The organism is Streptomyces sp. WAC05374 (genome assembly GCF_004353505.1).
Lineage (GTDB): Bacteria > Actinomycetota > Actinomycetes > Streptomycetales > Streptomycetaceae > Streptomyces.
Window position 1 is genome coordinate 1 of sequence record NZ_SMNQ01000033.1, and the last position, 18,882, is coordinate 18,882.

The following is an 18,882-nucleotide window of genomic DNA, read 5'->3' on the forward strand; positions in this document are numbered from 1 at the left end:
CCTGGCCGACCAACGAGATCGCCGTCATGGGCGCCGAGGGCGCCGCCAACGTCATCTTCCGCCGTCAGATCGCCGACGCCGAGGACCCCGAGGCCATGCGCGCCCGCATGGTCAAGGAGTACAAGGCCGAGCTGATGCACCCCTACTACGCGGCCGAACGCGGCCTCGTCGACGACGTCATCGACCCGGCCGAAACCCGTGAGGTGCTCATCAAGTCCCTCGCGATGCTCCGCACGAAGCACGCCGACCTGCCGTCCCGCAAGCACGGCAACCCGCCCCAGTAACAGGAGCCTCACGTGACCGACTCCCACCTGCTCCGCGTCGAAAAGGGCCACGCCGACCCCGAGGAGCTGGCTGCCATCACCGCGGTCCTCCTGGCCCGCGCCTCCGCCCGCCCCGCCACCACCACGGCCCGCCGCGTCCGCTCCACGGCCGGCTGGCGCCGCCTGGAGCGCCAGGGCGGCTTCCGCGCCCCGCACTCCTGGCAGGGCTGACCCGCCTCACCCTCCGAAGGGCCCCGCACCACCCGGTGCGGGGCCCTTCGGCGTACCAGGGGCACAGGCCCGGGCGCGACGCCACGACGGAGGCGGGCCACGACGAAGGCCCGCACACGACGAAGGCCCGCACACCGCCGGGTGTGCGGGCCTTCCTTGTCTGGGGTCCTACCGGAGGCGGGCCATCAGGGCGTGTTCCACGAGCGTGATCAGGGCGCTCTTGGCGTCGGCGCGGTGGCGGGCGTCGGTGGTGATGATCGGGGTGTCGGGCCCGATCTGGAGCGCCTCGCGGACCTCGTCCGGCGTGTACGGCTGGTGGCCGTCGAAGCCGTTGAGGGCGATGACGAACGGCAGCCCGCTGTTCTCGAAGTAGTCGACCGCCGGGAAGCAGTCGGCGAGACGGCGGGTGTCGACCAGCACGACGGCGCCGATGGCGCCGCGGACCAGGTCGTCCCACATGAACCAGAAGCGGTCCTGTCCGGGCGTACCGAAGAGGTACAGGATCAGGTCCTGGTCCAGGGTGATGCGGCCGAAGTCCATGGCGACCGTGGTGGTCGTCTTGTCGCCGGTGTGGGTGAGGTCGTCGATGCCCGCGGAAGCAGACGTCATGACGGCCTCGGTACGCAGCGGGTTGATCTCCGAGACGGCGCCCACGAACGTGGTCTTGCCCACGCCGAATCCGCCCGCCACCACGATCTTCGCGCTGGTGGTTGAACGGGCCGCACCGCCGCTAGAGCTTGCGAAGTCCACTGAGCACCCTTTCGAGCAGTGTCACGTCTGGCTGGCCGCCGGCGGACTCGTCGCCGCCGGGCTGGTGGATGGCGACAAGTCCGGCCTCCGCCAGGTCGGCGACGAGGATCCGGGCAACGCCGAGGGGGATGGAGAGGAGTGCCGAGATCTCGGCGACCGACTTGATCTCGAAGCACAGCCGGCAGATCCGCTGGTGCTCGGGCAACTGCCCTTGCAGCCGCGACGGATCGGCCGTGGTCGACACCAGCGCCTCGATGGCGAGCTGGTACCGGGGCCTCGTCCGGCCGCCGGTCATGGCGTACGGACGGACCAGCGGATTGTGGTTGCCCGACGTGGGCGCCGGCTCCGGGCGCCGCCGCTGCTGCACCGGCTGGATACGCGGTGCCTGCGGCTGCACGTAGGAAGGACCGGGCTGCGGCTGCTGGTAGGGCTGCGGCTGCTGCATGCCGCCCTGACCGCTCGGTGAGGAGGGGAAGTTGAAGCGGTTCTGGGCGTTCTCACCCTGCGACTGGTGCGCACCGTCGTATGGGTGGTGTCCGCCTGGGGGTGTTGCCACTTTTCCTCCTCCGACTGCCGTTCACCGGTTCCATGTCCCTGTGGAGCCGCGCCACCGCACCCTATGGTGCGGTGGCGAGAAACGCACGGTCTGTCTGCTAGTTGAGAAGACTTCCCTGGAGTTCGGCGCGGAGGTCCGGGGTGAGGACACTGCCCGCGCGGTCCACCAGAAGGGCCATCTCGTAGCCGACCAGACCGATGTCGGCGTCCGGGTGGGCGAGGACGGCCAGCGAGGAGCCGTCCGAGATCGACATGATGAAGAGGAAGCCGCGCTCCATCTCCACCACCGTCTGGTTGACCGCGCCGCCCTCGAAGATCCGGGACGCCCCGGCCGTCAGCGACGTCAGACCCGACGCCACCGCGGCGAGCTGGTCGGCTCGGTCACGGGGGAAACCCTCGGACATCGCCAGCAGGAGTCCGTCGGCGGAGACCACCACCGTGTGGGACACCCCGGGGGTGTTGTCCACGAAGTTGGTGATCAACCAGTTCAGATTCTGCGCCGCCTGGCTCATCGGGCTCACACTAACGCTCCTGGTTGTAGGTACTACCCGGGCCGAGGCCCGATCCGTTCGTGTCCGTTCCCGCGTTGCGCCCCTGCTGGACACCGCGCCGCAGGTTGCTCAACCTGCCACGCACGTCCTCCGGGGCGCGGGAGACCTGTGGGCCGCCCTGCGGGGTCTGCTCCGCCGTTCCCTCGATCAGGTTCGCCTTGGGAACGCGCCGCGGGAGTCCGGACGGGGTGACCCCGCCGGCCTTGGGCTCGCGGAGCTTCTCGGCCCGCTGCCAGCGCTCGTCGTTGGTCGAGCGCCAGCCCTCGGAACCGCTGTCCTCGCTGCTGCTCTGCGAGACCCGCTGGACCGGCTGCGTCTGCTCCGCCTGAGGAACCTGCTGCTGCGGGGCCGGAGCCTTCTGCTGGCTGCCGCGGCGCGGCAGGCCGGCGTCGGTCAGCTCGTGACCGGTGCTCGGGGTGGGGCCCGAGGAGAAGCCTACGCGCTCCGGGCCGTTCGCGGGAGCGCCCTGGGAAGATTCCGATTCCGCGCCGTACCCGGAGGCGTAACCGCCCTCGTACGAGGCCTGATCCGTCCACTCGCCCTGGTGGGACTGGGCGTCGAACTGGCTGTCGTACTGCGGCTGCTGGGTCTCCTGAGCCGGAAAACCGGATTCCGCATAGCCGGGTTCAGCGTACTCGCCCGTCGGGTACTCGCCGGCACCGTACTGGTCGTACGCGGCCTGCTGCTGGTCGTACGCCGGCTGCTGCTGGTCGTAGCCCTCGTAGCCGTCCTGGGCGTACCCGGCCTGCTGGTCGTACTGCTCCTGCTCGTACCCGTACTGCTCCTGCTGCCCCTGCTGCTCGTACGCGGGGGCGTGCTGCTCCTGGGCCACCTCGTCGCGGAACATGGGGCGATCGGCGTCGGCGCCGCCCTGGAGCTGCGCGCCCAGCGCCGCACGGCGCTCCTCGCGCATCCGGGAGCGGTTCACCGGGTCCAGCGTGGTGCCCTCGCCCGTCTGCTGCTCGTACCGGGAGTCGTCGAAGCCCAGCTCGGCGGCCGTCCGCAGGGGAGCGGCCTCGAACGCCTGCTGCTCCGGGATGATCTGCGAGACGGTGAAGTCGTCCTGCATGGCCGGGTCGCCACCGCCACCATGGGTGATCGCGTCCGGCAGCATGACCAGCGACGTCGTGCCGGCCTGCTCGCCCGACGGGCGGAGCTGGACGCGGATGCCGTGCCGGTCGGCGAGGCGGCCGACCACGAACAGGCCCATGCGCTGCGAGATCGCGGCGTCCACGGTCGGCGGGTTGGCCAGCTTGTGGTTGATGTCGGCGAAGTCCTCGGCGGTCAGGCCGATGCCCTTGTCGTGGATCTCGATCATCACGCGGCCGTCCGGGAGACGCGTCGCGGTGACCCGGACCTTGGTCTGCGGCGAGGAGAACGTCGTGGCGTTCTCCAGCAGCTCGGCCAGCAGGTGCACGAGGTCGGTCACGGCCTGGCCGTGGATCTCCGACTCCGGCACGCCGGTGAGCTCGATGCGCTCGTACTGCTCCACCTCGGAGGAGGCGGCGCGCAGCACGTCCACCAGCGGCACCGGCTGGTTCCAGCGGCGGCCGGGCTCCTCGCCCGCGAGGATGAGGAGGTTCTCGCCGTTGCGGCGCATACGGGTGGCCAGGTGGTCCAGCCGGAAGAGGTTCTCGAGCTGGTCCGGGTCGGCCTCGTTGTTCTCCAGCTCGGTGATCAGGGTGAGCTGGCCCTCGATCAGCGACTGGTTGCGCTGCGACAGGTTGGTGAAGATCGCGTTGACGTTGCCCCGCAGCAGGGCCTGCTCGGCGGCGAGCCGGACGGCCTCGCGGTGCACCTGGTCGAAGGCGCGGGCGACCTCGCCGATCTCGTCCTGGGAGTCGATCGGGATGGGCTGCACGCGGGTGTCGACCCGGCCCGGGTCGGTGCGGGAGAGCTGGTCGACGAGCATCGGCAGGCGCTGCTCGGCGATGCCGAAGGCGGCGGAGCGCAGCCGGCTCATCGAGGTGCTCATCTGGCGGGCCATCATCCCGGCGAGGATGAACGCGGCCAGCAGGGCGACCACGACGATGGCGCCGTTGACGATGGCGTCGGTCTTGGCGTCGGCGGAGATCTCGGCGGCCTCGTCCACGGCCTTGTTCACGAGGTCGGTGCTGACCTCGCCGTAGCCGTCGAACTTGGAGGTGGAGGCGCCCAGCCAGGTCGGGGCGGCGATGCCCTTGGCCTTGAGCTCCTTGATCGCGTCCGCGTCCTCGGCGTTGCCGATCTCCTTGGCCATCGGCGCCAGGACCGAGCCGCGCTCGTCCTTCGGCAGGGTGATGCCCGCGGCCTTGAGGCGCTCGTCGCCCTCGACGGCCCGGCGCTTCATGACCGCCTCGAGCTTGGCGACGTCCTCCTCGGTACCGCCGGAGTTGAACTCGCCGAGGGCGATCTGCTCCAGGTAGTTGTACGAGTTGAACGCCCTGGTCTGGGCGGCGTACGTCGCGTCGTCCTTGCTGGGCCGGACCAGCAGGTGCGTACCGATCGAGCGCTGGAGCGAACCGGCCGCCTGGGCGAGCTGAATGGCGTAGACCATACGGCCGTAGGAGGTGACGTTGCCGGTGCCGAGGCCGAGCTCGTTGGAGAACTCCATCAGGTAGTGCTGGACCTGGACGTAGCCCTCTTCGGTCTGCACCGGGTCCAGGGCCTTGCTGTAGGCGCCCTGGCGGAGCTTGTCGAGGTCCGGCTCCTTGGCGCGGAACTGCTCCAGGCGGCGCTCCAGGCCCTGCCCCGACGGCATGTCCTGGACGGCCGCGTCGAACTTCTCCTTCGCGGCCGCGGTCGCGGCGTACGCCTTGACGACGTCCGCGTCATCGCGGCCCTTGTTGGTGAGCAGGGGTACGGCGGTGAGGTCACGCTCGTTCAGCAGCGCCTGGCCGTACTCCGAGGCGGCGCGCACGATGAGCGCCGTCTTCTCGGCGTCCTGGGCCTCCTGCCAGGTGTCGATCGACGTCTTCACCTGGAAGCCGCCCATGACCAGGCCGACGAGCACGGGGACGAGGAGGATGGCGTTCAGGCGCGTGGCCACGCGCCAGTTGCGCGGGGACAGCTTGCTGGAGCTGCCGGAGCCACCGCTGCCGCCGGAGGCGGCGGGTGGCGTTCCGGGCGTATCGGCAGGCGGCACCGCTGTGCGTGCGGGCGGGGTGAAGTTGCCCCGCGCCTGCTGCTCTGCGGCGCTTTTCGTGCTTCGCCTCACTCGACCAACAACCTCTCGGCGCCGGCACCTAGGTCGTGCCGTTTTTCTGTTCAGGGGCCGTACTACTCGGGAGTTCGTCGCATTGCAGCACGTAAAGCCGCCGCGTTCCAAACCCCCCGATCGGGTCATCACCAGTGGTTCAGACCTCAGATAAAACGGGCATAAAGAGCGAGCCCCGCCAAAAGGCGGGGCTCATGTGCGCACAGCGGCACCATACGGATGCGTCTCGTGTCCGAGCGCCCGCAATTCTCTGTCGAAACGTTATGAACACCGGGGCCGACCGTGTCAAAGGACACACCCGGCCCCAGATCGCCCGCTACGGCAACTGCCGTACGGCCGCGTCTACTTGAGGCGGGCCATCAGGGCGTGCTCCACGAGCGTGATCAGGGCGCTCTTGGCGTCGGCGCGGTGGCGGGCGTCGGTGGTGATGATCGGGGTGTCGGGTCCGATCTGGAGCGCCTCGCGCACCTCTTCCGGCGTGTACGGCTGGTGGCCCTCGAAGCCGTTGAGCGCCACGACGAACGGCAGCCCGCTGTTCTCGAAGTAGTCCACCGCCGGGAAGCAGTCGGCCAGCCTTCTCGTGTCGACGAGCACCACCGCGCCGATGGCGCCGCGGACCAGGTCGTCCCACATGAACCAGAAGCGGTCCTGTCCGGGCGTACCGAAGAGGTACAGGATCAGGTCCTGGTCCAGGGTGATGCGGCCGAAGTCCATGGCGACCGTGGTGGTCTTCTTGTCGCCGGTGTGGGTGAGGTCGTCGATCCCCGCGGATGCGGAGGTCATCACGGCCTCGGTACGCAGCGGGTTGATCTCGGAGACGGCGCCCACGAACGTGGTCTTGCCCACGCCGAACCCGCCGGCCACCACGATCTTCGCGCTGGTGGTCGACCGGGCCGCACCGCCGCTAGAGCTTGCGAAGTCCACTGAGCACCCTTTCGAGCAGTGTCACGTCCGGCGTTCCGCCGGCCTCTCCATTGCCCGGCTGGTGGATCGCCACCATGCCCGCCTCCGCCAGGTCGGCGACGAGAATCCGGGCGACGCCCAGCGGCATCGACAGCAGCGCCGAGACCTCCGCCACCGACTTCACCTCACGGCACAGGTGGCAGATCCGCTGGTGCTCGGGAAGCAGGCTTCCCAGGTGTGCCGGGTCGGCCGTGGTGCTGACCAGCGCCTCGATGGCGAGCTGGTAGCGCGGCCGGGTCCGGCCGCCGGTCATGGCGTAGGGCCGGACCAGCGGCTGATCGCCTTCATGCCCGTAACCGGTGTCCATGGAGACACCGTACGGATCGTGAGAGGCGGGGGGCGGGGTCATTGATCCTCCAGTGACAGCAGGTGGTCTGCCTGTCGTCTGACTGGGCCGGTGGGGGGCCGGAGGGGGCGGCCGACGATGAACAAGGCAAGAGGGGGGAGGGTACGGATTGGGGCGTACCGCCTCAGTGGAGCAGGCTTCCCTGCAGTTCCGCGCGCAGGTCCGGGGTGAGGACGCTGCCCGCGCGGTCGACGAGCAGTGCCATCTCGTATCCGACGAGGCCGATGTCCGCGTCCGGGTGCGCGAGCACGGCCAGGGAGGAGCCGTCCGAGATGGACATCAGGAAGAGGAAGCCACGCTCCATCTCCACCACCGTCTGGGCGACGGAGCCGCCCTCGAAGATCCGGGACGCCCCCGCGGTCAGCGAGGTCAGCCCCGATGCCACGGCCGCGAGCTGATCGGCGCGGTCGCGGGGAAAGCCTTCGGACATGGCCAGCAGGAGTCCGTCGGCGGAGACCACCACCGTGTGGGACACCCCGGGGGTGTTGTCCACGAAGTTGGTGATCAACCAATTCAGGTTCTGGGCCGCCTGGCTCATCGGTCTCAACTAACGCTCCTGCTGGTGGGTGGGGCCGACGTGGAAACTGCCCGTGGTGGAGCTGCCCGCCTGGCGCCCCTGCTGGATGCCCCGGCGGAGGTTGGTCAGGCGGCCGCGTACGTCATCGGGCGCACGCGAGACCTGCGGACCGGACTGGTGGGTGGACTCCTGCGCGGTGCCCGGTACCAGGTTGGCACGCGGGACCCGGCGGGGGAGGCCGGAGGTGGTGACGCCGCCCGCGGCGGGCTTGCGGACCCGCTCGGCCTGGCGCACCAGCTCATCATTGGGGGACGTGCGCCACGACGCGGCCGCGTCGGCGCCCTGACCGGAGACCTGGCCGGCGTTACGGCCGGAAACCTGGCCGGAACCTTGGCCGGAAACCTGGCCCCCGCCCTGGCCGTCGCGGCGGGGCGGCAGCGACGGTGCGGGTCGCTGCTGCGCCGGACGGGCCGGCTGCGCGGGCTGCTGCGGTACGGCCGGGGTCGGCACGGTCTGGTCGTGGACGGGGTACTGGCCGCCGCCGGGGCCGCGCTGGGGGCGGCCCTGCTGCGGCTGCTGCGGCTGCTGGGCCTGGCCGTTCTGGCCGTTCTGACCGTTCTGGTGGAACCAGTTGGTCTCCAGCGTGTCGTACAGGGGCGTACGGCCGTCACCGGCACCCGGCGCGGCCGGCAGCGCGTCCTGCTGCGGGCGCCCGGCGTCGTAGTCGGGACGGGCGAACTGCGCCGTGGACGCGGGGTCCTGGCGGCCGAACTGCCCGGTGGCCTCCGGCTCGTCGTGGCCGCGCGGCACGTCGGCGCCCCAGCTCGTGGTCTGCGGGCGCTGGGGCCGCTGCTGCTGCGGCTGCTGCACCGGCGGGCGCTGGGCCTGCGGCTGCTGCGGCTGCTGCGGCTGGACGGGCTGCTGCGGGACGGCGCCGGGCAGCTCGCCACGCGGGCCGCCGGAGGGCGGAAGCTGCTGGCCGGTGCGGGCACCCTGGTCGGCGGGGCCGTTCTGCCACACGTCCGAGCGCGTCGGGATGCCGTTGTCGCCCGCGCCCCGGCCGCCGGCGGCGCCACCGAAGGCGTCCGCCATTCCGGCGCCCTGGCGCTGCGGGTCCTGCTGCGGCTGCTGCTGGGGCTGGTGCGGCTGCTGCGGCCGGCCCGCCGGACCCGCCTGGCCCTGGCGCCCGGGCTGACCGCCCTGGCCCATGCCGCCCTGGCCCATGCCGCCCTGGCCCATGCCGCCCTGGCCCTGGAGCCCGCCCGGTCGCCCGGTCGCGTCGTCCCGGCCGGGCAGCGCGGCCCGGGGCGCGGAGCCCGCACCCACCTGGCCACGGGCACCACCGGCACCCGCGCCCGCGCCGAGACCCTGCCGGCCTGCGGGCGCACCGCCCGGGCCGCCCGCGCCACCGGGACCGCCGGCCAGACCGGGACGGCCGCCACCGGCGGCACCCGGGCCGCCGGTCAGCCGGCCACCACCGGGTCCCGCCGGCCCCTGCGGGACGGCGCCCTGGCCGCCCTGACCGGGCTTGCCGGGCAGCTTCTTGCCGCCCTGGGCGACGTCGACGGGGAGCATGACGAGCGCGGTCGTACCGCCCGAATCGGACGGACGGAGCTGGATGCGGATGCCGTGCCGCAGGGACAGGCGGCCGACCACGAACAGACCCATGCGCCGGGACACCGACACGTCCACGGTGGGCGGCGAGGCGAGCCGCTCGTTGATCGCGGCGAGGTCCTCCGGCGACAGACCGATACCGGTGTCGTGGATCTCGACCAGCACCCGGCCGTCGGGCAGGGCGTGACCGGTGACCCGGACCTTGGTCTGGGGCGAGGAGAACGACGTGGCGTTCTCCAGCAGCTCGGCGAGGAGGTGCACGAGGTCGTTGACCACCCGGCCCGCGACCTCGGTCGCCGGCACGGAGGCGAGTTCGATGCGCTCGTACTGCTCCACCTCGGAGGCGGCGGCACGGAGCACGTCGACGAGCGGGACGGGCCGGGTCCACCGGCGGCCCGGCTCCTCACCCGCGAGGACGAGCAGGTTCTCACCGTTACGGCGCATACGCGTGGCGAGGTGGTCCAGCTTGAACAGCGAGGAGAGCTGGTCCGGGTCGGCCTCGCGGGACTCCAGCTCGGAGATGAGCGAGAGCTGACGCTGGATGAGACCCTGCGAACGGCGCGAGAGGTTGGTGAACATCGCGTTGACGTTGCCCCGCAGCAGGGCCTGCTCGGCGGCGAGGCGGACCGCCTCGCGGTGCACGTCGTCGAAGGCCGCGGCCACCTGGCCGATCTCGTCCCGGGAGTGCACACCCACCGACTCCACGGACGTGTCGACGTCCTGCGGGTCGGCCTCCGAGAGCTGCTTGACCAGCTCGGGCAGCCGCTCCTGGGCGACCTTGGTCGCCGTGTCCTGCAGCCGCCGCAGCGACCGGATCATGGACCGGGCCACCACGAAGGCGCCGACGAGCGAGACACCGAGGACGAGGAGGATCAGCGCACCGTTGATGATCGCGTCGCGCTGCTCCTCACGGCGCAGCTCACGGGCCGTGCTGTCCATCTGGCCGAGCAGGTCGGCCTCGATGGTCTTCATGGCCGTCATCTTGGAGTCGTACGCGTCGGTCCAGTCCAGGTAACCGCGCGGCTCCTGCTGGCCCATGCCCTCGTCGCTGCGGAGCACGCGGTCCGCGTACTCGTCGGCCTTGGCGATGGAGGGGTTGTTCGGGCCGAGGGGCGCGAGCAGCTCGGTCGGGTCGCCGCCCGCCGAGGTGTAGATCCTGGTGAACGACTCGATGGCCTGCCGCTCGTTGTCCTGGGCGGCCGCGCCGTACTCACGGTCGTTGGGGTCCAGCTTGCCCTTGGACTGGTTGGTCGTGGGCAGGGCCGCCGCGATGATCGCGCGCTGGATGGAGGCGTACTCCTTGGCGGACGAGAACGCGGCCAGCGCGCGGGTCCGCTTGATCATCTCCGGGTTGCTGGTCGCCTGCGCCATGTCCTGGGAGAGGCTGAGCAGCGAGTTGATCAGACGGTTGTAGCGCTCGACCGTCTGGAAGTCCTGGGAGCCGTCCTTGTACGCGCCCTCGCGGATGTGGCCGAGGGTCACGACCTCGCTGGCGATCTGGGTGACGTTGGAGTGGATGCTCTGGAGGGCCTCGTCACCCTGCGTGTCGCCGATGGCACCGGTGGCGTCGAGGAACGCCTTCTGCGCCCGGTTCGCCTCCTCGCGCGGCTCGGTGACCTTGAAGTTCGTGGCGGGGACGTTGTTGGAGAGCGGGCCGGCCGTCAGGTCGCGCTCCTGCTGGAGCGCCTGGGCGAGGTCGGTCGCCTCCTGGGTGAGCTTGGTGAGGAGCTGCATGTGGTCGAGCTGCTCCATGTCGTTCATGGATTCGTTGATACGAATGCCGCCCAGGGTGGTCGCGGCGACCACGGGGAGGGCGAGCAGCGAGACCAGTCGCGTGCTGATGCGCCAGTTGCGCAGGGCTATTCGTGAACCGGCGTCGGTGGGGCTCTTCGCGGCCGGTTCCTTGGCGCTCTTCGCGCCCTTGGGGCCCTTGGCGGCCTTCGCCGCCGAGCCCTTGCCGGACTTGCCCTTGGCGTCGCCGCCCTGCCCGGCTCCCGAACGTCCCGCACGGTCAGCGCCGTCTCCGGCGGCGGCCGGTCCGGGGTTCTGGGTGTGCTGGGCCGAGGAGCCGCGGTCGGTCCCGCCGCGCGGCTCCTGCTCCGCCGCAGCTTCCCCTCGGCCCTGGCGGGCCTGGGGAGACCCGTTGCCATCCCTCTTGAAACGTCCCTGCACTAGCGTCGCAACCTCTGGACCAGGCGTCCCCCCGCGCGAACGGACAGGACGGTGTCGGCGTCGTGGAGCGCGAGCGCGCTCCAGTGGTGGTCGTGAGTGACCGGCGCAGACCCCCCTTCCTCACCGCCGCTCGGCGCTGTGTCGCGCCCCAGCGCGCCGGTCCGGAACCCGCGGCGGTGCGTGGAATTCCAGCACAGTGCCGGATCTCCAACAAGGCCGACGACCGGGACCCGGACAGGTGTCACGAGGCGTGAGGGGCGAGTCACCGGCCGTAGAACTCGATCAGGGAGGAATCGGGCGTTCACGTACGAGTCGCTGGTGGGTCCGGTGGGGGAGGGGGGTGTCCCAGTCGCGATGATCAGCAGCGGAATGCTGCATTCAGGTACGCAATGTCCGTTTACCGCACCCCTGAGGGCCGTCCGGTATGTCGGAATCATCCCCTCGTGCGTGAGCAAACTCACATATAGATCGTTGTCATCTACCGCCAATTGCGGGGAATCCCGTGTTTAGCCTGACGCTTTACAAATACGGAAGCTCTGCCAACCAGGCGCCCAGGCGGCGCCCGCACCCCGAGGTCGGACACCACCGATGAAGACGACGATGACCATGCGCAGCATCGCCAACCCCCGCCGCACCACCCTGATGCACCTGGCCGACGCCGGTGAGCTCGACCAGGGCGCGCGGCCGGAGCACTCGGCCGACCTCCCCGCCAGCACCGCCAACCCGCGCCGCACGACCCTGATGGACGCTCCCGTCCAGGCCTCGCGGTAACGACGGCGGGCCGCGTGCCCCTTGCGCGTTAGCCTGGAGCGTCAGACTCCAGCCAGCGGAAGTAAGGGGCACGGCATCCCGTGCGCATCGCCAGGTTCTCCATCGACGGCAACGTCGCCTTCGGCGCGGTCGAGGGCGAAGACCCCGACGGTCTCGTCCTCGACATCATCAAGGGTATTCCGTACGCCGACTTCGAACTCAGCGGGACCAAGGTCCCACTGAGCAAGGTCCGGCTGCTGCCGCCCGTGCTGCCCAACAAGGTCGTGGCCATCGGCCGCAACTACGCGGAGCACGCGGCGGAGCTCGGCAACGAGGTCCCGGACGTCCCCGTCGCCTTCTTCAAGCCCACCACCTCGGTGATCGGCTCCGGCGACGCCATCGAGTACCCCTCCTTCTCCGACGAGCTGCACCACGAGGCCGAGCTCGCCGTCGTCATCGGCCGCATGTGCCGCGAGGTCCCGCGCGAGCGCGTCAAGGACGTCGTCCTCGGCTACACCTGCGCCAACGACGTCACCGCCCGCGACGTGCAGAAGCGCGAGAAGCAGTGGGCCCGTGCCAAGGGCTTCGACACGTCCTGCCCGCTCGGCCCCTGGGTGGAGACCGACCTCGACCCCTCCGACGTCACGATCCAGTGCACGGTCAACGGAGAACAGCGCCAGCTCGGCCGTACGAGCGACATGATCCGCTCCGTCGAGGACCTGGTCGTCCACATCACCGAGGCCATGACGCTGCTCCCGGGCGACGTCATCCTCACCGGCACCCCGGCCGGAGTCGGACCGCTCAACGTCGGCGACGAGGTCGCCGTCACCATCGAAGGCATCGGCACTCTCACCAACAAGGTGATCAAGCGTGGCTAACGCGATCCGCGTACGTTTCTGTCCCTCGCCGACCGGCAACCCCCACGTGGGCCTGGTCCGCACCGCCCTGTTCAACTGGGCCTTCGCCCGGCACCACCAGGGCACCATGGTCTTCCGCATCGAGGACACCGACGCGGCCCGCGACTCGGAGGAGTCCTACCAGCAGCTCCTCGACTCGCTGCGCTGGCTCGGCCTCGACTGGGACGAGGGCCCGGAGGTCGGCGGCCCCCACGCCCCGTACCGCCAGTCGCAGCGCATGGACATCTACAAGGACGTCGCCGACAAGCTGCTCGCCGGCGGCCACGCGTACCGCTGCTACTGCACCGCCACCGAGCTCGACGAGCGCCGCGAGGCCGCCCGCGCCGCGGGCAGGCCGTCCGGGTACGACGGCAAGTGCCGCGACCTGACCGCCGAGCACAGGGCGGCGTACGAGGCCGAGGGCCGCGAGTCCATCGTGCGCTTCCGGATGCCCGACGAGCCGATCACCTTCACCGACCTGGTCCGCGGCGAGCTCACCTTCACCCCGGACAACGTCCCGGACTACGGCATCGTCCGGGCCAACGGCGCCCCCCTCTACACGCTCGTCAACCCCGTCGACGACGCGCTGATGGAGATCACCCACGTGCTGCGCGGCGAGGACCTGCTGTCCTCCACCCCGCGCCAGATCGCCCTCTACAAGGCGCTGATCGAGCTGGGCATCGCCAAGGACATCCCCGCCTTCGGCCATCTGCCGTACGTCATGGGCGAGGGCAACAAGAAGCTCTCCAAGCGCGACCCGCAGTCCTCCCTGAACCTCTACCGGGAGCGCGGCTTCCTCCCCGAGGGCCTGCTCAACTACCTGTCGCTCCTCGGCTGGTCCTTCTCGGCCGACCAGGACGTCTTCACCGTCCCCCAGATGATCGAGAAGTTCGACGTCGCGGACGTCAACGCCAACCCGGCCCGCTTCGACCTGAAGAAGGCCGAGGCGATCAACGCCGACCACATCCGCATGCTGGACGTGAAGGCGTTCACCGCCGCCTGCGAGCCCTGGCTGAGGGCCCCGCACGCCCCCTGGGCGCCGGAGGACTTCGACCAGGCGGCCTGGGAGGCCATCGCCCCGCACGCCCAGACCCGCCTGACCGTGCTGTCGGACATCACGGCCAACGTCGACTTCCTCTTCCTCAAGGAGCCGGTGGAGGACGAGGCGTCCTGGCAGAAGGCCATGAAGGAGGGCTCCGACGCCCTGCTGCGCACGGCCCGCGCCAAGCTGGAGGCCGCCGACTGGACCAGCCCCGAGTCGCTGAAGGGCGCCGTCCTCGCCGCCGGCGAGGAGCACGGCCTCAAGCTCGGCAAGGCCCAGGCGCCGGTCCGCGTCGCCGTCACCGGCCGCACGGTCGGCCTGCCGCTGTTCGAGTCCCTGGAGATCCTCGGCAAGGACCGCACCCTGGCCCGCATCGACGCCGCCCTGGCGAAGCTCGCCGCCTGACCCGCGACCCCGCCGGAGGGGGCGGCCACCGGATCTTCCGGGGCCGCCCCCTTCCGCGTGCCCCGGCGGTACGGTCGGACCATGCCGATCCGCGCCGTCCTGTGGGACATCGACGACACGATCTTCGACTACGCGAGCGCCGACCGCGCCGGCATGCTGCGCCACCTGCGGGCCGAGGGCCTGGCCGACGGGTACGACTCCGTCGACCGGGCCCTCACCCGCTGGAAGGAGCTCACCACCCTCCACTGGCGGCGCTTCGAGGCCGGAGGCGTCGGGTTCGAGGAGCAGCGGCGCGACCGGGTGCGGGACTTCCTTGAGGCGCCCCTGACCGACGCGGAGGCGGACGCCTGGTTCCAGCGGTACCTGCGGCACTACGAGGCCGCCTGGGAGCTCTTCCCCGACACCCTGCCCGCCCTGGAGCTGCTCGCGGCCGACTACCGGCACGCCGCCCTGTCGAACTCCTCCGTCCACAACCAGGAGCGCAAGCTGCGCGTCCTGGGCGTGCGCGACCGTTTCGAGGTGCTGCTCTGCGCCGCCGAGCTGGGCGTGGCCAAGCCCGACCCGGCCGCCTTCCACGCCGCCTGCGACGCCCTCGGGCTGCCCCCGGCGGACGTGGCGTACGTCGGCGACCACCCGGACATCGACGCCCGGGGCGCCGTCGAGGCCGGGCTCACCGGCATCTGGCTGGACCGTACGGGACGCGGCGGGAGACCCGAGCTCACCCGGATCACGGGCCTCGACCAGCTCCCCGCGCTGCTGCGCGGCGATACCCGTTTTGGAGCCCCGGACTCCTTCGGGTAATGTTCTTTCTGCGCCGAGGGGAGCGGGCCGAAAGGCCGGAACCCGGAAGCGTAACCCGAACAAAATCCCCACCGGGGGTTGCGTTTTGGTGGCCTATGGTGTAATTGGCAGCACGACTGATTCTGGTTCAGTTAGTCTAGGTTCGAGTCCTGGTAGGCCAGCTCGCAGAGCTTATCTGCATCGCGGATGGCATCCGCAAAGCCCCCGTTGTGTAGCGGCCTAGCACGCCGCCCTCTCAAGGCGGTAGCGCCGGTTCGAATCCGGTCGGGGGTACAGATCCTTCCCGCGTGATCATCAGGGTCGCTCCCGATGATCGCGATGCAGGATCGCTAGGGCCCCCGTTGTGTAGCGGCCTAGCACGCCGCCCTCTCAAGGCGGTAGCGCCGGTTCGAATCCGGTCGGGGGTACCAACTGGTCTAAACCACCAGTGGCCTATGGTGTAATTGGCAGCACGACTGATTCTGGTTCAGTTAGTCTAGGTTCGAGTCCTGGTAGGCCAGCGGATCACTTTTGATCTTGCCCCCGTTGTGTAGCGGCCTAGCACGCCGCCCTCTCAAGGCGGTAGCGCCGGTTCGAATCCGGTCGGGGGTACGCACAGAGGAAGCCCTCCCCAGCAGGGGAGGGCTTCCTCGCGTTCACGGGCAGGTGCGGAGAGCGGACAACTCCGGCCCACCGCTGCGGCGTTGAAGCGGTGGGCCGGGAGTCGGCAGCAGGGACGAGGGGGTCAGCCCGAGCGGCGCAGCGCGTCGGACAGGCGGGCGGCGGCGTCGATGACCGCCTGGGCGTGCATCCGGCCGGGGTGGCGGGTCAGGCGCTCGATCGGGCCCGAGACCGACACGGCGGCCACCACGCGGTTCGAGGGGCCCCGTACGGGCGCGGAGACGGACGCGACGCCCGGCTCACGCTCACCGATCGACTGGGCCCAGCCGCGCCGCCGTACGCCCGACAGGGCCGTCGCCGTGAAGCGCGCGCCCTGGAGGCCCCGGTGCAGCCGCTCGGGCTCCTCCCAGGCCATCAGGATCTGGGCCGAGGAGCCGGCCTTCATGGTGAGCGTGGAGCCGACCGGCACGGTGTCCCGCAGGCCGGACAGCCGCTCCGCCGCGGCGACGCAGATGCGCATGTCGCCCTGGCGCCGGTAGAGCTGCGCGCTCTCCCCGGTCACGTCACGCAGATGAGTCAGTACCGGTCCGGCCGTGGCCAGCAGGCGGTCCTCACCGGCCGCGGCGGCGAGCTCCGCCAGCCGCGGTCCCAGGATGAACCGGCCCTGCATGTCCCTCGCCACCATCCGGTGGTGTTCCAGTGCCACGGCGAGACGATGTGCCGTGGGTCGTGCGAGCCCTGTCGCCGCGACCAGCCCGGCGAGGGTGGCCGGACCGGACTCCAGGGCGCTCAAAACCAGAGCTGCCTTGTCGAGAACGCCGACGCCGCTAGAGTTGTCCATGCAACGATATTCACGTCTCACTCTGTGAAACGCAAGTTCAATTTCTCCAGGAACTTGCCACCCTGTATGTGCGGCCCGACGACCAACGGGTCTCGATGTCGACGTCCAGCACGTGAAACGTGGGTTTACGGGCGTGGGCCCACTGATCTCTAGAGGAGCCGGCACACCACGCCGGCCGGAGGGAAAGCGATGGGTAGGACTCTCGCGGAGAAGGTCTGGGACGACCATGTCGTCCGGCGCGCCGAAGGCGAGCCCGACCTCCTCTTCATCGATCTGCACCTGCTGCACGAGGTGACCAGCCCCCAGGCCTTCGACGGCCTGCGCAAGAGCGGCCGGCAGGTGCGGCGCCTCGACCTCACCATCGCGACCGAGGACCACAACACCCCCACCCTCGACATCGACAAGCCGATCGCCGACCCCGTCTCCCGCGCCCAGCTCGAGACGCTGCGCAAGAACTGTGCCGAGTTCGGTGTCCGCCTGCACCCGCTGGGCGACGTCGAGCAGGGCGTCGTCCACGTCGTGGGACCCCAGCTCGGCCTGACCCAGCCGGGCACCACCGTGGTCTGCGGCGACTCGCACACCTCCACGCACGGCGCGTTCGGCGCGCTCGCCTTCGGCATCGGAACCTCCCAGGTCGAGCACGTGCTGGCCACCCAGACGCTGCCCATGGCCCGGCCCAAGACCATGGCGATCACGGTCCGGGGCGAGCTGCCCGAGGACGTCACCGCCAAGGACCTGATCCTGGCGATCATCGCGAAGATCGGCACCGGCGGCGGCCAGGGCTACGTCCTGGAGTACCGCGGCTCCGCCATCGAGAAACTCTCGATGGAGGCCCGGATGACCATCTGCAACATGTCGATCGAGGCCGGCGCCCGCGCGGGCATGATCGCCCCGGACGAGACCACCTTCGCCTACCTCAAGGGCCGCGCCCACGCGCCCGAGGGCGAGGACTGGGACGCCGCGGTCGCCTACTGGAAGACGCTGCGGACGGACGAGGACGCGGTCTTCGACGCCGAGGTCGTCATCGACGCCGCCGAGCTGGCCCCCTTCGTCACCTGGGGCACCAACCCGGGCCAGGGCGCGCCGCTTTCGGCGTCCGTCCCCGACCCGGCTTCGTACGAAGACGCTTCGGAGCGCCTGGCCGCCGAAAACGCCCTGCAGTACATGGGGTTGACCGCCGGGCAGCCGCTGCGCGACATCAAGGTCGACACCGTCTTCGTAGGCTCCTGCACCAACGGCCGGATCGAGGACCTGCGCTCCGCCGCCGCCATCCTGGACGGCCGCAAAGTCGCCGACGGCGTACGGATGCTGGTCGTGCCCGGCTCGGTCCGGGTCGCCCTCCAGGCCGTGGAGGAGGGCCTGGACAAGGTCTTCAAGGAGGCCGGGGCCGAATGGCGGCACGCGGGCTGCTCGATGTGCCTGGGCATGAACCCCGACCAACTCGCGCCCGGCGAGCGTTCCGCGTCCACCTCCAACCGCAACTTCGAGGGCAGGCAGGGCAAGGGCGGCCGTACCCACCTGGTGTCGCCGCAGGTCGCCGCCGCCACCGCGGTGCTGGGCCACCTGGCCTCGCCCGCCGACCTGTCCGAAGCCCCCGCGACCGCCGGAGTCTGAGCACCATGGAAGCTTTCACCACCCACACCGGCCGGGCCGTCCCGCTGCGCCGCAGCAACGTCGACACCGACCAGATCATCCCCGCGCACTGGCTGAAGAAGGTCACCCGCGACGGCTTCGAGGACGGCCTGTTCGAGGCGTGGCGCAAGGACCCCGAGTTCGTCCTCAACCGCCCCGAGCGGCAGGGCGCCACGGTCCTGGTCGCCGGCCCCGACTTCGGCACCGGATCCTCGCGCGAGCACGCCGTCTGGGCGCTCCAGAACTACGGCTTCAAGGCCGTCATCTCCTCCCGCTTCGCCGACATCTTCCGGGGCAACTCGCTGAAGAACGGCCTGCTCACCGTGGTCCTCGACCAGAAGACCGTGGACGCGCTGTGGGAGCTGACCGAGGCCGACCCGCAGGCGGAGATCACCGTCGACCTCGAGGCGCGCGAGGTGCGCGCCGAGGGCGTCACCGCCGCCTTCGAACTGGACGAGAACGCCCGGTGGCGGCTGCTGAACGGCCTGGACGACATCAGCATCACGCTGCAGAACGAGGCGGACATCGCCGCGTACGAGGCCAAGCGCCCCTCGTACAAGCCGCGCACCCTCCAGGTCTGAGCCCCTCGGACCCCCCCCGCGCCACCCTCCGGTGCCCCCGGCCGAACCACGGACGCTGTTGGTTAATCCGGGGCCTGCGTGACGACGGCCTGTATGACCCGTTGGGGTTGTGCAGGCCGTCGTCGTGCTTCAGGGGTGGGTTCGTGTCGTTGCATGGGGTGGAGTTGGCGGAGATT

The 18,882-nt window shown here is 70.6% G+C and carries 17 protein-coding genes and 5 tRNA genes; 13 read left to right on the forward strand and 9 right to left on the reverse strand.

Annotated elements, in window-relative coordinates; genetic code table 11:
• Both E2B92_RS32105 and E2B92_RS32110 read left to right on the forward strand, forming a co-directional pair.
• The coding region (locus tag E2B92_RS32105; RefSeq protein ID WP_312846107.1) for a carboxyl transferase domain-containing protein at window positions 1-284 on the forward strand (284 nt) is incomplete at its 5' end.
• A gap of 12 nt (window positions 285-296) precedes the next feature.
• On the forward strand, window positions 297-494 hold the full coding sequence (locus tag E2B92_RS32110) for an acyl-CoA carboxylase subunit epsilon (protein WP_126889080.1): 198 nt from the start codon (window positions 297-299) through the stop codon (window positions 492-494).
• A 168-nt stretch (window positions 495-662) separates the two neighbouring features.
• Here E2B92_RS32110 and E2B92_RS32115 read toward each other — a convergent pair whose 3' ends face one another.
• From E2B92_RS32115 to E2B92_RS32150, 8 genes are all read right to left on the reverse strand, one after another.
• Window positions 663-1,244, reverse strand: a complete 582-nt coding sequence (locus tag E2B92_RS32115; protein ID WP_069978110.1) for a GTP-binding protein — start codon at window positions 1,242-1,244, stop codon at window positions 663-665.
• Window positions 1,225-1,800 (reverse strand): DUF742 domain-containing protein, encoded by a 576-nt coding sequence (locus tag E2B92_RS32120; RefSeq protein ID WP_126889079.1) that lies wholly within the window; start codon window positions 1,798-1,800, stop codon window positions 1,225-1,227. The genes E2B92_RS32115 and E2B92_RS32120 overlap by 20 nt, the downstream gene beginning before the upstream one ends.
• 97 nt (window positions 1,801-1,897) lie before the next feature.
• Window positions 1,898-2,311: a roadblock/LC7 domain-containing protein gene (locus tag E2B92_RS32125; protein WP_006127847.1), complete on the reverse strand. Its 414-nt coding sequence runs from the start codon at window positions 2,309-2,311 to the stop codon at window positions 1,898-1,900.
• Between the two features lie 10 nt (window positions 2,312-2,321).
• Entirely contained in the window at window positions 2,322-5,546 is a 3,225-nt protein-coding gene (locus E2B92_RS32130; protein ID WP_126889078.1) for a nitrate- and nitrite sensing domain-containing protein, read from the reverse strand.
• A gap of 342 nt (window positions 5,547-5,888) precedes the next feature.
• Window positions 5,889-6,470: a GTP-binding protein gene (locus E2B92_RS32135; RefSeq protein ID WP_133087788.1), complete on the reverse strand. Its 582-nt coding sequence runs from the start codon at window positions 6,468-6,470 to the stop codon at window positions 5,889-5,891.
• A complete protein-coding gene (locus E2B92_RS32140; protein WP_126889077.1) occupies window positions 6,451-6,858 on the reverse strand; it encodes a DUF742 domain-containing protein in 408 nt (135 codons plus the stop codon). The genes E2B92_RS32135 and E2B92_RS32140 overlap by 20 nt, the downstream gene beginning before the upstream one ends.
• A 121-nt stretch (window positions 6,859-6,979) precedes the next feature.
• Window positions 6,980-7,393 (reverse strand): roadblock/LC7 domain-containing protein, encoded by a 414-nt coding sequence (locus E2B92_RS32145; protein WP_126888449.1) that lies wholly within the window; start codon window positions 7,391-7,393, stop codon window positions 6,980-6,982.
• Between the two features lie 9 nt (window positions 7,394-7,402).
• Window positions 7,403-11,158 (reverse strand): sensor histidine kinase, encoded by a 3,756-nt coding sequence (locus E2B92_RS32150; protein ID WP_185923729.1) that lies wholly within the window; start codon window positions 11,156-11,158, stop codon window positions 7,403-7,405.
• 588 nt (window positions 11,159-11,746) lie between these two features.
• On the opposite strand from E2B92_RS32150, the gene E2B92_RS32155 reads away from it, so the two are divergent.
• From E2B92_RS32155 to E2B92_RS32195, 9 genes are all read left to right on the forward strand, one after another.
• On the forward strand, window positions 11,747-11,929 hold the full coding sequence (locus E2B92_RS32155) for a hypothetical protein (protein WP_126888448.1): 183 nt from the start codon (window positions 11,747-11,749) through the stop codon (window positions 11,927-11,929).
• Between the two features lie 80 nt (window positions 11,930-12,009).
• Window positions 12,010-12,786, forward strand: a complete 777-nt coding sequence (locus tag E2B92_RS32160) for a fumarylacetoacetate hydrolase family protein (protein WP_126888447.1) — start codon at window positions 12,010-12,012, stop codon at window positions 12,784-12,786.
• Window positions 12,779-14,251, forward strand: coding sequence for a glutamate--tRNA ligase (gene gltX, locus E2B92_RS32165; RefSeq protein ID WP_126888446.1), 1,473 nt, complete (start codon window positions 12,779-12,781; stop codon window positions 14,249-14,251). Before E2B92_RS32160 ends, gltX begins: the two co-directional genes overlap by 8 nt.
• Window positions 14,252-14,332: 81 nt before the next feature.
• Complete coding sequence (locus E2B92_RS32170) at window positions 14,333-15,052, forward strand: HAD family hydrolase (protein WP_126888445.1); 720 nt, start codon at window positions 14,333-14,335, stop codon at window positions 15,050-15,052.
• A gap of 89 nt (window positions 15,053-15,141) precedes the next feature.
• Window positions 15,142-15,213 (forward strand) — tRNA-Gln (locus E2B92_RS32175).
• A 39-nt stretch (window positions 15,214-15,252) separates the two neighbouring features.
• Window positions 15,253-15,325 (forward strand) — tRNA-Glu (locus E2B92_RS32180).
• Between the two features lie 61 nt (window positions 15,326-15,386).
• Window positions 15,387-15,462 (forward strand) — tRNA-Glu (locus E2B92_RS32185).
• 18 nt (window positions 15,463-15,480) lie between these two features.
• Window positions 15,481-15,552 (forward strand) — tRNA-Gln (locus tag E2B92_RS32190).
• Between the two features lie 18 nt (window positions 15,553-15,570).
• Window positions 15,571-15,643 (forward strand) — tRNA-Glu (locus E2B92_RS32195).
• A 133-nt stretch (window positions 15,644-15,776) separates the two neighbouring features.
• On the opposite strand, the gene ndgR is transcribed toward E2B92_RS32195, so the two are convergent.
• On the reverse strand, window positions 15,777-16,493 hold the full coding sequence (ndgR, locus tag E2B92_RS32200; protein WP_017947593.1) for an IclR family transcriptional regulator NdgR: 717 nt from the start codon (window positions 16,491-16,493) through the stop codon (window positions 15,777-15,779).
• A 189-nt stretch (window positions 16,494-16,682) separates the two neighbouring features.
• Here ndgR and leuC point away from each other — a divergent pair, with 189 nt between their 5' ends.
• Together leuC and leuD are read left to right on the forward strand one after the other, a co-directional pair.
• The gene (gene leuC / locus E2B92_RS32205; protein WP_126888444.1) at window positions 16,683-18,107 is read left to right on the forward strand and encodes a 3-isopropylmalate dehydratase large subunit; all 1,425 of its coding nucleotides are present in this window, start codon (window positions 16,683-16,685) and stop codon (window positions 18,105-18,107) included.
• Window positions 18,108-18,112: 5 nt separating this feature from the next.
• Entirely contained in the window at window positions 18,113-18,706 is a 594-nt protein-coding gene (gene leuD, locus E2B92_RS32210) for a 3-isopropylmalate dehydratase small subunit (protein WP_126888443.1), read from the forward strand.
• Window positions 18,707-18,882 lie beyond the last annotated feature (176 nt).

What these genes read in the sequence shown, in the direction of transcription:
- E2B92_RS32170 (WP_126888445.1), top strand. Translation starts at nt 14,333, where the DNA reads ATGCCGATCCGCGCCGTCCTGTGGGACATCGACGACACGATCTTCGAC.
- leuC (WP_126888444.1), top strand. Translation starts at nt 16,683, where the DNA reads ATGGGTAGGACTCTCGCGGAGAAGGTCTGGGACGACCATGTCGTCCGG.
- E2B92_RS32140 (WP_126889077.1), bottom strand. Translation starts at nt 6,858, where the DNA reads ATGACCCCGCCCCCCGCCTCTCACGATCCGTACGGTGTCTCCATGGAC.
- E2B92_RS32145 (WP_126888449.1), bottom strand. Translation starts at nt 7,393, where the DNA reads ATGAGCCAGGCGGCCCAGAACCTGAATTGGTTGATCACCAACTTCGTG.
- leuD (WP_126888443.1), top strand. Translation starts at nt 18,113, where the DNA reads ATGGAAGCTTTCACCACCCACACCGGCCGGGCCGTCCCGCTGCGCCGC.
- E2B92_RS32125 (WP_006127847.1), bottom strand. Translation starts at nt 2,311, where the DNA reads ATGAGCCAGGCGGCGCAGAATCTGAACTGGTTGATCACCAACTTCGTG.
- E2B92_RS32155 (WP_126888448.1), top strand. Translation starts at nt 11,747, where the DNA reads ATGAAGACGACGATGACCATGCGCAGCATCGCCAACCCCCGCCGCACC.
- ndgR (WP_017947593.1), bottom strand. Translation starts at nt 16,493, where the DNA reads ATGGACAACTCTAGCGGCGTCGGCGTTCTCGACAAGGCAGCTCTGGTT.